Below are 14,106 nucleotides of genomic sequence, written 5' to 3'. Positions count from 1 at the left end.
CTTGACGACCACCGCTCTGCCCCCTGACACAGACACCGACATCGCCCGGGTCACCGAGGCCCTCGCCATGATCACCCCGCGATGGAACGTGCGGATCATGCTGGCGCTCTCCGGCCCGCCCGTGCGGTACAGCGAGCTGGCGGCCAAGGTGTCCTGGCTGCAGAACGGCCAGCTCCACCCGAAGGTCAAGTCCCTGTGCGACGCGGGCCTCGTCGAGCGCACCGAGCACAGTGGCCGGCACGTCACCTACGGCCACACCAAGCGCGGAGCCGACCTGCTGCCGGTCCTGCCGCTGATCGTCACATGGGCCGAGGAGCACCTGGAGCAGGCGGACCACCCGCTGTCCGCCATCGAACAGATCGAGGACAGCCTCACCCTGCTCACCCGGCGCCACGCCGCCGCCATCCTGTGGGTACTCAAGTCGCGTGGAGACGTCAGCGGTCGGGCGCTGGCCCGGATCGTGATGCCCAGCAGCGACTGGACGAATGTGTACCCGCCGCTGCGACAGCTCGTGGCCGACGGTCTGGTCGACACCGGAGGCAACGGCCGGCCCTACCGGCTGTCCGCGGCGGGCGACGGCCTGGGACCCGTTCTCGGAGCCCTGTCCGCATGGTCCGCCGGCCAGCCCCTCGACCAGGCGGCCCAGCACCCCGTCTGGGGGAACCCGCAGACGAAGACCGCGCCGAGGCCGTGGGCCAGCAGCCAGCCCCGGCCAGCTCCGGCCGCGCTCCCGCAAGCCCGGACGGGCCACTCGTCTCCGACGTGGCACATCCGCGACCTCTTCTCCCACGCCACCAAGGCGGCCACCACTGCGGTGGGAGGTCCGCGCCGATGACCACCACCGTCCTCACGCCCGCCGAAGTACGCCAGGCCGTCGATCTGCTGGCATCGCGCTCCTTGATCCGTCTGGTCAGCGAGATCGACGACAACGGGGCGATACCGCCCCGACGGCTGGCCGGCACCCTGACCGACCTCTCCACGCACCACCTGCGGCGCGCCATCGAACTGGCCCGCGCACACGGTCTCATCCGGATCGTTTCCGGCTCCGGCCTCGAACTCACCGCTCTAGGATCCGAGTTGGCGGATCTCTATGACGCCGTCGCCCGCTGGGACCGGTACCACTACCCCGCACCGGTCGCGTTCGCCGATCGTGTCCGACACGTTCTCGACCTCGTCGTGCCCTCGCTGATGCCCGACCGTTCCGACGACCTGTCGGGCCGGTACGCCGAGTCGCTGCCCAGCGCCGAGGCCGAGGCGGACCTTGCCCGTCCCCGCGCGCTCCTGCTCCAGTGGCTGGCCGACAACCCCCAGGCCACCGTGCCCGAGCCTGGGATGGTCGCGTGAACGCAGCCATCTCGCCCCGGCATGCCGGCCACACCGCCGGGCTGGTGCGCGCTATCTACCTGCCGCGCTCGGCGGACGCCCTCGCGCACGCCATGTCCACCTACGGCATCCCGCTGCTCGTCCTGGCGACCACGCGTTCGGCCGCACTGACGGGCACCGCGTTCGCCCTGGAATGGATCCCGCGGCTGGCGGCCTTCGGGTGGGCGGGTTCGATCGTCGACCGGCGCGGGGCGGCCATCGTCTTCCACCTCGCTTCCCTGGGACGCGCGTTCGCCCTTGCTGCGGGCGCGGTCCTGCTCCAGCTCTACCCGACCGGCCATGCCGCGGGCGTGACCCTGATGGTCCTCGCGGTGACGACCGGCATGCTCACGGAGGTCAGTTACATCGCGGCCGAGACGGCGGGAGCCGCCGCCGGCCGCCGAGCAGGTGCACGAGCCCACCGAGTCCAGGCCGTTCTGCTCGGCATCGACCAGACCGCGACGCTGGCCGGTCCGGCACTTGCCGGGGTACTTCTGCTCGCCGGACCACCGGCGATGCTCGCCGTGGTCACCGTGCTCTCGCTGCTCGCCGCGCTGCTCGCCCTGCGCACCCCGCCCTCGCCTACCGCTGCGGCCCGTACGCCGAGCGGGAAGCCCGGTGCCGGACTGGTCACCGGCTGGCACACCATCCGCTCGCTTTCCGCGCTCGGCTGGCTCGTGACCGGCCTGACCCTGTCCAATCTGGCCACGGGCTTCCTCCAGGCGGCCGGACCGGTGATCGTCGTCCAGCACTACGGGCAGTCCACCACCGCCGTCGGCCTCGTCTGGTCCGCCGCCGCAGCCGCCACCCTCCTGGCCGTCACCATCTGCAGGGTCCTCCTCGACCGTCTGGGCCTGTGGCCGGTCGGGGCCGTCTGCGCCGCACTGGCCTCGCTCGGCTGCCTCGCCGCGGCCCGGGCTCCCGACTACCGCTCCTACCTGGTCCTGGTCGCGGTCCTCATGGCAGCAGAGGGCGGCATGGCGGTCGTCCTGCGCACCCTGCGCTCCCGCCTGATCCCACCGGAGAAGTTCGGCAGCACCCTGTCGGCGACCATCCTCATCCTCCTGCTGCCCTTCCCCGTCGCCGGCGTGCTGACCGCGCTCACTCCGCCCGACGCGCTGGGCCACGTCATCACCGCGTGCGCCGTACTGCAGGCCCTCGGCCTGACGCTCGCCTTCGGCCGCCTTCGCACCGACCCCGCCCTTCGCACCTGAACCGGTACGCCCCCGTTTGTGGAGAACCTCATGCCCACCGCCGTCGGTCGCAGTATCACCGAGCAGTTCCGCACCTTCGACGCCCACAACCCGCAGGTGTACCGGGCACTGGAGCGCATGGCCGCCCGGCGCCTTGCCGCCGGAGCGACCCGGATCAGCCTCAAGCACCTCTTCGAGGACCTGCGCCGCCGCCGTGCCGACTGACCCGACACCGCCCGCTCTCCTCCCCACTTCCCATGATGCCCACCGATACGGAGCACCCTTCTTGTCCGCTCGCCCCCTCGTACTCGTCGTGTCTCCCGGAGACGAGACCTACCGCGGCTACTGCCTGGAGCAGGTGGCCGCCGCGTACGACGTCGTCCTGCTCACCGGCACCGAGCCGACGTGGGAGACGCAGTTCGTCACCGATCACGCCGTCGTCGACCTGGCCGACCTCACTGCCGTCGTCGCTGCCGGCCGTGCCCTCGCGTCCCGCCACGAACTGGCCGGGGTAGTGACCTGGGACGAGTGGCATCTCATCCCCACCGCCCACCTTGCCGACGCGATCGGCCTGCCCTTCGCCGGAGTGGAGGTCATGCAGGGCTGCCGCAACAAGGCCATCGCGAGGAGACACTTCGCCCACGACGGGGTGCCGTCAGCCGCCTACATGAGCGCCCGCACCTTGCTGGAGGCCGGGCTGGCGACGATGACGATCGGATACCCTGCCGTCCTCAAGCCGTCCGCGTTCGCTGGCAGTATCGGTGTGGCCCGCGTCGACCGGCCCGAAGACCTTCCCGCCGCCTTCGCTTTTGCTTCGGCCGGGGCGGCCCGCAGCCGCGAGGACCGCGGCGGCGTCCTGGTCGAGGAGTACCTCGACGGCCCCGAGGTCTCCGTCGAATGCGTGACCCAGCACGGGGTGACCACGGCGGTCGCCGTGACCCGCAAGCACCTGGGACCGGCCCCTCATTTCGAAGAGACCGGGCACACCATCGACAGCGCCGACCCGCTCCTCGCCGAGGTCGCCCCTGTCGCGGCAGCCGCCGTCAAGTCCCTGGGCCTCACGGACGGGATACAGCACGTCGAGATACGGCTCGTGGACGGAAGGCCGCGTCTCATCGAGGTCAACGCGAGGCTCGGCGGCGACATGATCGGACACCTCGTGCGCCTCGCCACCGGCATCGACCTCCCCAAGGCCGCCGCCGACATCGCATGCGGCCAGACACCCGACCTCACCCCGACCCGTCACGCAGCCGCCGGCATCCGCATGCTCTACCCGGCCACCTCCGGCACACTCACCGAACGCCACATCACCACGCCCTTCGCCGCCCACACCCCCTGGCTGCACCAGGTCCAGTGGCTCCACGAGGTCGGTGACCCGATCCGCCTGCCAGTCGATGGAGGGGACCTGTTCACCGCCCGTGCCGGCTTCTTCATCGTCACCGGCCGCACCACCGCCGAGGTCACCGAACGCCTCGACACCGCCGCCGACGAGATCACCGTCACCACGAGGTCGGACCGGTGACCGCTCAGCCCGACCCGCAGCACGAGATCGACGGCGACGTCTACGTCGCCCCGCGCTACCTCGCCTCCACCACCGGCACCGGCGACCCCGCCCTCGCCCCGCTCCTCGACCTCGGATGGAGCATCGAACACGACGACCTCGGCAACGGCTACATCCACGCCCCCGACCGCAGGGTCCGCGTCGGATACCTGCCCGAAGGAGAAGACGACGGGCTCTGGCGCATCAACGCCTACCGCGACCCGTTCGGCCCCCCGACCTGGGGAGCCTGCTTCAACAACGGGACACCCACCGAGTTCGTGACCGCGTTCACCACCGCCCTCGCCGCCGCGTACGAGCAGGGGCCGGGCGCCTGCCTCGCCCGGCCGGTCGCCGGAGTCGACGAGCACGACCCCTTCCGCGCGGTCAAGCCGCTCCTGGACCACGGCTGGATGCTCGACCAACCGCGGCAGGGCGTCTTCGCGGTCCAGGCCCCGGACGGGCACGCCGCTCTGGAGTACACAGCCGGCCCCCTTGATCCGGAGGCCGAACTCACGACGCGGGAGGCCCGGTGGCAGCTGTGGGCGGGCGAGTCCATCAACCGGTCCGCCTGGTACGCCACGTTCAGCACCGATACCCCCGTCGCCGTACTCACCGCAGTCACCGAGTGCGTCGCCGATCCGGCACCGCTGCCCCGATGGCGCGAGGCGACCTTCAGCTACGTCAAGGAACTGGCTCGCCTCACCCCGATCCTTCCGCCCGCACCGTCGGCTCCCACACCGCTCGATGTACGGCGGACCCTCGCGGCCCGCCGCCCAGCCGCGCTCCCCCCAGCCAGCGTTCCGCGCTGGAGCACCACCAGCCGCCCGGCGCTGCCAGGCCCCCGCCGGTAGGGCCGGCCTCACCTAAACCGGAGACCCGCCTGTCCCTCCAAGCTGCCCAGTTCTTCGCCGAGCTGTGCCTCCCTTTCCACGACTGCACCACCGTGGGCAACACCTACTTCGCCGCCCCTAACCCCAGCGCACCCCTGCGGCTGCGGATCGACTTCGCCGAGACCATCCACGCCGACACCTACGGGGGGCTGCGCGTGGCGGTTGTCCACCCGGACCGCGGTGAGATCGACGCGGTGGTGCTGAGCTTCCTGGACCACCAGACCTTTCACCGCCGCGACGAGGCCACCGACAGACGCCCGAACACCAAGGGCTACGCCACCTTCGACAAGTACCACCTCCCCGGACGCCCGCCGTGGGAAGGGGCCGTCACCACGGGGCTGCGCGACGCGCTCGAGAAGTACACCGCAGTCTGGTTCCCCGGCTCCTGGGCCGCCCGCCGCCAGGGGCCCGTGATCGAGAACACCGTCCGCACGGCGCCCGGAGCACCGGTCGCGGGCGCCGCACGCGGCCGGTGAGCCCGCGTCCCCATTGCCCTGCACCGTTGCCTCCGTCAGGAGCCCTCCATGCTGCCCGACCCGCCCCTCGACCCCTTCAACAACTTCGGCCCCGACCAGAACGTGAAGGTCCTGCCTCGCCACCTCGCCGGACCGGGGGACAGGGACCTCCGTGAGATCTGGCCGTTCCCCTTCGACAGCGGCTGGAATCTTCACCCGGCCGACGAAGGGATGACGTTCTCCAGCAGCCCATGCGCCCGGGTGTGGACCAGGCTCGTCCTCGAACCTGACACGAGAGGTCAGGGAACGTGGACCATAGGCGCGAACCGCACTCCCTTCGGCCGCAAGTCATGGGAGATCACCTTCGACGTCACCACCCCCGCCGAACTCCTGCACGATGTCCACGCCGAGCTGCGCGACCTATACCTTCGTGACCGGCGCAGCGACCGGGATCATCTGTTCGACGACGAGACGGCCCCGCACACGGCGTACGCGCCCTTGTTCGCCTGCGGATGGAGCCACGAACTGAGCGTGAAGGGCACGCAGATCTTCCGTTCGCCGGACGGCCTCGGTGCCGTTCGACATCGCTTCGCTTCCGGTACGTTCCGCGGACCAGACGACCCGGCCTGGACGGCCTGGGCCGGAGACTGGGGCAAGCCGCAGTGGAGGGCACGCTTCGCGCGCGGTACCCCCGCCACGCTCGTCGCGGCCTTCACCACCTCCCTGATCTCCACCGAACCGCTGCACCGCACCGTCAAGGACGTGCCGCTCGACTTCCGGGACCGCCTCTATACGGCGGCAGCGACGGGCCACCAGGCCCCCGCGCGCCCGCCCGCGACCCCACCGCCGACAGGACCGGCCTCCCGCCGGACCCACTGACACCCCACCAACCCTTCAAGGAGTTCCGCCCCCGTGCACGCACGTCTCGTACGACCCGCCGCTGTCGCCATTTCGGTGGCCGGCGCCCTCGCCTGGGCGCCAGCCGCGAGTGCCCAGCCGTCCGAACCGACCTCCAGGGCCTCCGCCGAGACCCCGGCCCCGGACGCGGGCAGGGTCGAGATCACCACGAAGGACACCGCCGGAGACGTCCTGGCCGGCGCGGAGTTCTTGCTGCTGGACGCCGGCGGCCTGGAGGCCGGACGAGGGAGGACCGACGTACAGGGGATGGTGACCTTCCCTGACCTCGTCCCCGGCATCTACCGGCTCAAGGCAACGAGTTCGGGCAGCGCGCTCCACGACGTCGGCGCCGACCAAGACGTCATCGTCACCCCGGGCGCGACCACGCGGCTGACGGTTACCAGCCCGTTCAAGCCCGCCAAGCTTCTCGTACAGGTCAAGGACGACAAGACCGGCAAACTCCTGCCCGGCGCGACCGTGAACATCGGCACCGGCACCTCGACGCTGCTCACCCTGACCACCGGCTCCAAGGGCACGGCCTCCGGTGACCTGCCGGTGTCCAGCCGGGTGACGCGGTTCTGGGCCAAAGAGATCAAGGCCCCCGCCGGCTACGACCTGTACAAGCCGACAAAGACGTTCACCGTAGGCCCCGCCGCCCCGGTGACCGTGACCGTCACCAACGCCGCGACCGCCCCGAAGCCCGACCCCTCGGACAAGCCGACGCACACGCCCACCCCTACGCCGTCCACCCCGGGCAAGCCGAGCAGCGGGACCGGCGGCACCGCGCCCTCCGCGCCGAGCACCAGTACACCGGCTGCCGATGCAGCGACGACGACGGCGGCGGAGATCCCGGTCACCGACCCCACGTCGAAGGCGCCGACGGGCTCGCTCGCCCACACCGGTGCCGACGCGACCCCATGGATCGCCACCGGTGCCGGCCTGCTCGTCGCCGCAGGAGCGGCGGTTCTGGTCGCTGCCCGCCGCCGCACGGTCGACGTGTCCGTGCCGGGCAGCGACGGCAAGAACAGCTAACCGAAGAGCGCCACCACCGTCACGAGCGGGCCCCCAGGACAAGCCCTGGGGGCCCGCTCGTGCTTGCATCCGCTCGGATTGCTCCTCGTGGGTCGGATGCCGGTTCATGCAAGTCAGCAGTTAAGGAAGTGAGTCGACGCGCGTGGCCGTGCAAGTTTTTGCAACTCCCTGACCCGGTTGCGTGCTGCTGGACAGACTGCTGTCTCTGAATGGCGCGAGAAGGGGTGGACCGTGCAGGGTGTGTTGAGCGGTGGGTACGTCGAGTCGGGTCTCGTGGTGCCGGATGCTCCCCCGGCGTGGGGTGAGCTGCGGGAAAGCATTAGGACGCTCGCCGTGGAGAACTCCGGTCTCTGCGAGGTGAGTACCGTTGGATGGTCGAGGGCCGGTGAGCCGCTGGAGATGTTGACGGTCCGCGGGGGCCCGATGACCGTGCTGGTGGTGGCGGGGCCTCACCCGAACGAGCCGGTGGGAGCCGCCACGGTGCTGAGCTTGGCGCGGTACCTGCTGGCGCGGCCGGAGATGCGGGACGGGATCAGCTGGCATCTGCTGTTGTCCAGCGATCCGGACGGCGGTCGGCTGAACGAAGGCTGGTCGACGGCGTGGCCGACGGGGCTTGAGACCTATCACCGGGCGATCTACCGGCCCCCGGTCGATGCACAGCCGGAGTGCTGCTTCCCTGTTGAGGGCTTCACTGGGCAGTTGCCGGAGACGTTTGCGCTGATGTCCGTGGTGGACGACTTGCGCCCGGCGCTCTCCGTGTCATTGCACAACTCCGACACGGGCGGGGCCTTTCTCATGGCCTCTCACGGTCACCCCGGACTCGTCAACGTGCTCGCGGCTGCCGCCGGCCGTCACGGCATCCCGATTGAAGCGGTGCCCTCGGATTGCGTCGGACTCGAATCACCCGGCGACGGGGTCTTCGTCATGCCGGAGCCACTGCCCGTCGCCGCTCGGCCAGACCCCGAGCCGGGGGAGTGGGTGCCTGCGGGCGGGAGCAGCATGCACTATGTCGCGCGGCACGGGGGGCTCGGCCTCGCGCCGGAGGTACCGATGTGGCAGACGCGGGCCATCACACTGTCGGCGGCGGACGGCGCCGCATACCAGAGCGAGGCGGTGCGGGTCCTGGAAGGTGTGCTGGAGCGCGTACCGCCGACGCCGTCCGTGTACCGGCCGGCCGTGGAGGAACAGATCGCGATCATGCGCCTGATGGCACGAATCGCCCGTGAGCACCCGCGGGCCTGCGCCGACCAGGACCTCACGCTGCTGGTTCCGCTACGGGGCGCCGGAATGCTCCTTCGGCACCTCGACGCCCTGCTGACCGAGATGCCCCGCCACACTGCCCTGCTCACCGAGCGAGCGGCGCTGAATGCAGTGTTCACGAAGTGGACTCGGACGGCGGAAAGAGCGCTCCGGCCCGTTCCTTTCACACTGGCGCAAACAGTCGGATACCAGACGGACGTCATCCTCGGAGCCGCTCATTTGGTCCAGGTGTAGGAGGGTCCGGCGTTGTCGCGCACGGCGGATACCGGGCCCGGGGTGGCCGCGTGTGACTGAGCGCCGGCGCGGCGGCCGATAGCTGCCTCTACGCCTTCCGGCTGGAGGCGGCTTGTTCATGGACCGCAGCGTCGAGTATTTCGAGGGTGCGGAGTAGCAGGCCCTCGGCATCGTCGCGGTGCTCGGTCAGTGCCCAGGAGAGAGCCTTGATGTGTCCGGGGACCGGTGGGGCTCCGCCGGACGCGGTCTTCAGGATCTGCGCCACCTGGCCATGCTTGATGGGCTTGCCCTTCTCGATCAGCGCTGCGAGGTCGGCCGTCGCGGTACGCAGCCAGCCGAGGCCGTCGGCCGCCGTCGCGGGGACGGGCTTGTGTGTGGCCGGGCGAAGGTCGGCTTGGTCCAGGACCTCCAGCTCTAGCCCGGCCGCGTCGCACAGTTCCCGCGCGATATTCCGGACGTCCTCGGCGACCGGGGTGATCGAGGCGAGCAGGTGCACGTCCGCTCCGAGCCGCCGGCTCAGGGCGACGTCGCGCCGGAGCTGGGCCTCGGTGAACTCCGAGGCTGAGGTCTTCACTTCCCCGGAGAGCACCTTCTCGTCCCAGACACCGAAGATGTCTACCTCCTCCTGGGCGCCGTCCTCGAAGGTGACGTCGGTGCCGGGGAGGAAATGCGAACGGGGCTTGCGCCGGCAGAGCTCGGCGATGACGAGCAGATGCGGCAGCAGGCCGTTGTCGCTGGCCCGGTCGGTGAAGCTGTCGAGCCGGTAGTGCACGGCGGTCGGCGCGCCGCCGGACTGGTAGGCGGAAACGGCCCCGCACCCAGGGCACTGCGGGGCACCGCTGGTCCGGTCGAGCGGAACGAACGAACGGCTGGTGCACGAGGGGCACACGCTCTCCAGCCCGCGCTCGGCCCAGCCCAGAGCGCACAGCCGTTCCAGCGCCGCCGCCTGGTCTTCCGCCCTGACGTCCTGCAGCCTGCCGGCGGGCAGGTAGCGGCGCTCGGACCGGCCTCCCCACGTAGCGGCCAGCTCGGCGAGGTCGGCGTCCGGATCGCCGTCCGCGCGAAGCTCCTTCAGCCGCCTCAACAGCTCCTTGGACCGAGGCGTGGTCAGGGCGACGGCAGCCTCGTAGACACCGGGTTCGAGAAGCACGGAGCTGTCGGCGTTCTCGGCCAGGGCCGTTCCCAGCCGTCCTGCGGAGGAAAGCCGGTGCCCGGTGGCGACATCGTCCAGAAGCCGTTCCGTGGCCTGCGGCAGCAGGGGGATTTTCACGGGAATGGTGAGCTGAGGGCTCATCGGCATGACCGTGAACTGCAGCTTGCCGTCCCGCCACTGGGCATCGGGGTGGACGAGCCGGGCGATGGACGGGCGGGCCGGCAATCCGAGCAGGGGCTCGCCCCAGAACCTCACGAGGGCCCCGGCGTGTCCGTTGAACCGGACCGGCTGCGCGAAGCGCAGGGTGCTCGGCCCGTCGGCGAAGACCTGGACGTCGAACGACGTCGGCACGCCGTAGTGGCGTTCGAGGGTCACCCAGTCCGTGGGGTCCAGGTCCGTCCGGAAGGTGAAAGGGGCGACCCGGGCCGGGGGCTCGGGGATGCGAGCTCCGGCCCGCGGCTCCTCCTCGGTGGGAACCAGGCCGAGCACGGAAGCGAGTTCCAGCAGCTGGTCGGGCGACGCCGAGCGGCTGACGAGCGCTACGTCGGGAGCGAACTGGCCGGGGCGAGATCCGAGGAGACGGGCTACCTGCTCGGGGAAGTCGAGCCAGTGCTTGACCGCGTCGGCGCCCGGCAGCAGCAGCATCGGCATGTCGATCGTGTCCACCGGTCGCAGCGCCCGGGTGTTCCAGAAGTCGAGGCTGTCGGCGAAGCCCTCGTCCTCGACGACCCACAGGACCATCGAGGTGTGCCCCGGGGTGGTGCTCTGGTACTCGCCGAACTGCGCGACCGTGCTTTGGATCCGTGTGTCGCCCTGGAGCTGATAGCGGCCGAACTCGTCTTCCCGCTCGCTCACCCTTGCGTGTTCGGGAAGGCCCGGCTCGACGCAGCCGGCCCCCGCCAACTGCCATAGCGGCCCGGTCGGACTTGCTGCGATCGGCGCGTACGCGGGGTCCGTGAACTCCCTGACCTCGTCCGGGGAACAGGTGAACACCACACCGCTCTCCCTCATGTCCGCGAGGGCGACTACGGGCAGCCCCAGGACCTCCGCGATCGCCTCGGCGGCCAGGGGAGTGGCGTCGATGTTGACGAGCGCTTCGACCTTGGCGACGCGGACGGCCTGCTCGTGCAGCGGCGACAGGCTCGAGTCCAGTGCTTCGACGATGGGCTCGGTCATGCCGCCCCACCGGCTGCTGGCCTGCGTCACAGCCGTCCGGAAGCCGGCCGCGCTGCCGCCCGCGATCAGGTAGGCCGCCCGGGAGGGGAGGACGGCTGCCTCCATGCCTGCCTGCCCCAGATATCTCCTCGAATCCACGGCGCCAAGCCTCCCATGGCAGTGGCCGTGCGCGGAATGACGGTCGAGCCACCGAGAGCGGTTCCCGGAGTGGCCCATCTGATGCTCGGGCCACAGCCTCAGCGAGTGCAGCACCCCCGGCAGGTACGACGTACGACCAAGACGGTGTCATTGCGCCGCGAATTCTGGGGCCGTGGCCGCGGGGAGAGTAGTTGTCCTTTGACATCCAATCGAGGCGTTTGACAACGAACCCAGTCGCGCAGAGCACAGTTCTGCTGGAGGGCGCAACGTAGGTGGGTTGCCGCTCGACGACTGCTCTTCATGGAGATCTGTGTGCGTCGCCCCACCTTCCAGACCGGTACGGGTCTTTACCCGAATGTGAAGACGATCTTGCCGACTGTGTTGCCGGAGCGGATTCGGTCGGCGGCTTCCTGGTACTGCTCGATGTTGAGGGTGGTGTCGATGACGGGCGTGATGTCGCCGCGGCCGACGGCCGGCAGGACCTCGGCGCGGAGCCCGTCCAGGATCGGGACGGTTTCCCAGTCCCGGGAGAATCCGAAGGAGACGCCGTGGACGGTGAGGTGCCGGTAGGACAGGTCGTCGAGATCGATCGTTGTGGCGGGGCCGGCGAGGCGGCCGATGTTCACGACGTGCCCGTCGAGGGCGGTCGCTGGTAGGCAGGCGGCGAAGGTGTCGCCGGCGACGTGGTCGAGGACCACGTTCACTCCTTCGTCGTCGGTGGCGGCGAGTACCGCGCGGGTGAGGTCGTCGTCCTTGCCGGTGACGATCACGGTGTCCGCGCCCAGGCGTGTGAGCAGGTCCCTCTTGTCGGTGCTGCGGGTGGTGGCGATGATCTTCGATGCGCCGAGGGTCTTGGCGATCTGGATGCCGATCATGCCGATGCCCGTCGACGCCCCGGTGCTCAGGACACTCTGCCCCGGCTGGAAGCCGGCGACGGTGAGTGCGCCGAACTCGGTCAGCAGTGCGGTCGGCAGCGCGCACGCCACTTCCGGCTCCAGGTCCTGGGGGCGGGGCAGCACGAACCGGTGATCGGCCACCAGGTACTCGGCGAAGGCGGAGGGGAAGGTGCCCATGACCGGGTCCCCGACTTTCCAGTCGCCGGCGTCCTGGCCGACGGCGGTGATCTCGCCGGCGTACTCGAACCCGGCGATGGACTCCTTACCGGTGCCGCCGTGGGTGGGGTCGGCTTCGGCGAGCATGGGCAGGTCGGCGTTGTTCGTCGCCGAGGCGCGGTTGCGGATGAGTACCTCGCCGCGTCCGGGCTCGGGGACCGGCACGTCGTCCAGGACCCACTCGGGTCCGCGGCCGAGCAGCAGTGCCTTCATCGTGTCCGTCATATCGGTGCTCCCTTCGTTCTGCCGCCGTCCTGGTGGCGGTGATGCGGCGTGCTGCCGGGCCGGCCGCGGCGGGGGGCGCGGCGGCCGGCCCGGTACGGTCTTACTTGCCGCTGTAGACGGGGAAGGCGGCGTGCTCGCCGTAGTCGCGCTCGTCGAGGGTGCGCAGCGCGGTCATGTCCGCTTCGGAGATCTCGAAGTTGACGGCGGCGTTGGAGCGCATGTGATCGGGGTTCGCGGTCTTCGGCAGCGGCTGGGTGCCCAGTTGCAGGGTGTAGCGGATGCACAGCTGCGGGACGCTCACCTGGTACTTCTCGGCGATCGTCTTGATCTGGGGGCTGTTGAGGAGCGTGCCGTGGGCGATCGGCGAGTACGCCTGCACGAGGATGTTCCGCTCCCCGCAGAACGCCAGTAGTTCCTCCGGGGTGTTTCCGGCGTGGAGGAGCACCTGGTTGACGTGGGGGACGACGGTGCTGTGGGCGAGGATGTTCTCCAGGTCGGACTGGAGGAAGTTCGAGACTCCGATCGCGCGGATCTTCCCGGCCTTGTGGGCCTCCTCCAGTGCGCGCCACGCCTGGCGGTTGCCCTCGGCGTAGTCGCCGCCGCGGAAGTCGTCCCACGGCTGGGGGGCGTGGATCAGCATCAGGTCGATGTAGCCGATGTCCAGCTTCGCCAGCGACTCGTCGATCGCCGCGGTCGCCGCGTCGTAGTCCTTGATCTCCGCGGCCAGCTTCGTCGACACGAACAGGTCCTCGCGGGCCAGGCCGGAGGTTCGGACACCTTCTCCGACGCCGCGCTCGTTGCCATACGCCTGAGCGGTGTCGATGTTCCGGTAGCCGATCTCGATCGCCGCGCGTACGGCGTCGGATGCCTTGTCGTCGTCGATGAACCACGTGCCCAGGCCGAGCTTGGGGATCTCGACACTGTTGGACAGGGTGTAGGTCTCGTTCAGGATGCTCATGCGTTCGCTCCGTTCTTGGGCAGTCGGCCGTACACCTCGTCGGTGACGGGCTCCAGCCATTCGTTGCTGACGTTCTCGCCCGGGGTGATGAAGGCGACGTGGGAGAACCACGCGTCGGCCTTCGCGCCGTGCCAGTGCTTGGTGCCCGCCGGGACGCGGATGACGGTGCCCGGGGTCATGCTGACCGGGTCCTGGCCTTCGGCCTGGTACCAGCCGCTGCCGGCCGTACAGAGCAGGATCTGGTCGCCGCCGCCACCGGTGCCGTGGTGGATGTGCCAGTTGTTGCGGCAGCCCGGCTCGAAGGACACGTTGCTGACCGGGACGCTCCCGCCGGTCAGGGGAGCCAGGTAGCTCTGTCCGATGAAGTTCTCGGCGTAGGCGTCGTTGGTGTCACCGAGCGGGAAGATCTGCTCGAATCCCTGGTCGGTCATGCCGGATGTCTCCTTGATCATTTGTGGCTGCTGACGGTGGTGCGCAACTT

Annotated in this window: 14 protein-coding genes; 10 read left to right on the top strand and 4 right to left on the bottom strand. The window is 70.2% G+C overall.

The genetic code is table 11. The annotated features are described in order from the left end of the window. The first annotated feature begins 1 nt into the window (after position 1). The 10 genes from ACFZAT_RS08305 (at position 2) to ACFZAT_RS08260 (ending at position 8,863) form a co-directional block, all read left to right on the top strand. Positions 2–835 (top strand): winged helix-turn-helix transcriptional regulator, encoded by an 834-nt coding sequence (locus ACFZAT_RS08305; protein WP_391261938.1) that lies wholly within the window; start codon positions 2–4, stop codon positions 833–835. Beyond that, the gene (locus ACFZAT_RS08300; protein ID WP_391261935.1) at positions 832–1,344 is read left to right on the top strand and encodes a regulator; all 513 of its coding nucleotides are present in this window, start codon (positions 832–834) and stop codon (positions 1,342–1,344) included. Before ACFZAT_RS08305 ends, ACFZAT_RS08300 begins: the two co-directional genes overlap by 4 nt. Beyond that, the gene (locus tag ACFZAT_RS08295; RefSeq protein ID WP_391261932.1) at positions 1,341–2,576 is read left to right on the top strand and encodes an MFS transporter; all 1,236 of its coding nucleotides are present in this window, start codon (positions 1,341–1,343) and stop codon (positions 2,574–2,576) included. Before ACFZAT_RS08300 ends, ACFZAT_RS08295 begins: the two co-directional genes overlap by 4 nt. A gap of 30 nt (positions 2,577–2,606) precedes the next feature. Then, complete coding sequence (locus ACFZAT_RS08290) at positions 2,607–2,780, top strand: hypothetical protein (protein WP_391262789.1); 174 nt, start codon at positions 2,607–2,609, stop codon at positions 2,778–2,780. A gap of 61 nt (positions 2,781–2,841) precedes the next feature. Continuing rightward, a complete protein-coding gene (locus ACFZAT_RS08285; RefSeq protein WP_391261929.1) occupies positions 2,842–4,077 on the top strand; it encodes an ATP-grasp domain-containing protein in 1,236 nt (411 codons plus the stop codon). Further along, positions 4,074–4,946, top strand: a complete 873-nt coding sequence (locus ACFZAT_RS08280) for a DUF317 domain-containing protein (protein ID WP_391261926.1) — start codon at positions 4,074–4,076, stop codon at positions 4,944–4,946. The genes ACFZAT_RS08285 and ACFZAT_RS08280 overlap by 4 nt, the downstream gene beginning before the upstream one ends. A gap of 29 nt (positions 4,947–4,975) precedes the next feature. After that, positions 4,976–5,461 (top strand): hypothetical protein, encoded by a 486-nt coding sequence (locus tag ACFZAT_RS08275; protein WP_391262734.1) that lies wholly within the window; start codon positions 4,976–4,978, stop codon positions 5,459–5,461. Between the two features lie 48 nt (positions 5,462–5,509). Then, positions 5,510–6,319: a DUF317 domain-containing protein gene (locus tag ACFZAT_RS08270; protein ID WP_391261923.1), complete on the top strand. Its 810-nt coding sequence runs from the start codon at positions 5,510–5,512 to the stop codon at positions 6,317–6,319. Between the two features lie 33 nt (positions 6,320–6,352). Further along, positions 6,353–7,369 (top strand): SpaA isopeptide-forming pilin-related protein, encoded by a 1,017-nt coding sequence (locus ACFZAT_RS08265; RefSeq protein ID WP_391261920.1) that lies wholly within the window; start codon positions 6,353–6,355, stop codon positions 7,367–7,369. A 231-nt stretch (positions 7,370–7,600) separates the two neighbouring features. Then, positions 7,601–8,863: a M14 family zinc carboxypeptidase gene (locus ACFZAT_RS08260; RefSeq protein WP_391261917.1), complete on the top strand. Its 1,263-nt coding sequence runs from the start codon at positions 7,601–7,603 to the stop codon at positions 8,861–8,863. An 88-nt stretch (positions 8,864–8,951) separates the two neighbouring features. Here ACFZAT_RS08260 and ACFZAT_RS08255 read toward each other — a convergent pair whose 3' ends face one another. From ACFZAT_RS08255 to ACFZAT_RS08240, 4 genes are all read right to left on the bottom strand, one after another. Further along, positions 8,952–11,330 (bottom strand): hypothetical protein, encoded by a 2,379-nt coding sequence (locus ACFZAT_RS08255; protein ID WP_391261915.1) that lies wholly within the window; start codon positions 11,328–11,330, stop codon positions 8,952–8,954. A gap of 347 nt (positions 11,331–11,677) precedes the next feature. Beyond that, positions 11,678–12,667 carry a zinc-binding dehydrogenase gene (locus ACFZAT_RS08250; RefSeq protein WP_391261911.1) on the bottom strand — a complete coding sequence of 330 codons (990 nt, stop codon included), beginning with the start codon at positions 12,665–12,667 and terminating at the stop codon, positions 11,678–11,680. Between the two features lie 100 nt (positions 12,668–12,767). Then, a complete protein-coding gene (locus tag ACFZAT_RS08245; RefSeq protein WP_391261909.1) occupies positions 12,768–13,625 on the bottom strand; it encodes an aldo/keto reductase in 858 nt (285 codons plus the stop codon). Beyond that, a complete protein-coding gene (locus tag ACFZAT_RS08240; protein WP_391261906.1) occupies positions 13,622–14,056 on the bottom strand; it encodes a cupin domain-containing protein in 435 nt (144 codons plus the stop codon). Before ACFZAT_RS08240 ends, ACFZAT_RS08245 begins: the two co-directional genes overlap by 4 nt. Positions 14,057–14,106 lie beyond the last annotated feature (50 nt).

This window comes from Streptomyces sp. NPDC008163, assembly GCF_042956885.1.
Classification (GTDB): Bacteria; Actinomycetota; Actinomycetes; order Streptomycetales; family Streptomycetaceae; genus Streptomyces; species Streptomyces drozdowiczii_A.
This window is presented reverse-complemented; position numbering and strand designations above follow the sequence as displayed.

What these genes read in the sequence shown, in the direction of transcription:
- ACFZAT_RS08300 (WP_391261935.1), top strand. Translation starts at nt 832, where the DNA reads ATGACCACCACCGTCCTCACGCCCGCCGAAGTACGCCAGGCCGTCGAT.
- ACFZAT_RS08290 (WP_391262789.1), top strand. Translation starts at nt 2,607, where the DNA reads ATGCCCACCGCCGTCGGTCGCAGTATCACCGAGCAGTTCCGCACCTTC.
- ACFZAT_RS08270 (WP_391261923.1), top strand. Translation starts at nt 5,510, where the DNA reads ATGCTGCCCGACCCGCCCCTCGACCCCTTCAACAACTTCGGCCCCGAC.
- ACFZAT_RS08250 (WP_391261911.1), bottom strand. Translation starts at nt 12,667, where the DNA reads ATGACGGACACGATGAAGGCACTGCTGCTCGGCCGCGGACCCGAGTGG.
- ACFZAT_RS08245 (WP_391261909.1), bottom strand. Translation starts at nt 13,625, where the DNA reads ATGAGCATCCTGAACGAGACCTACACCCTGTCCAACAGTGTCGAGATC.
- ACFZAT_RS08240 (WP_391261906.1), bottom strand. Translation starts at nt 14,056, where the DNA reads ATGACCGACCAGGGATTCGAGCAGATCTTCCCGCTCGGTGACACCAAC.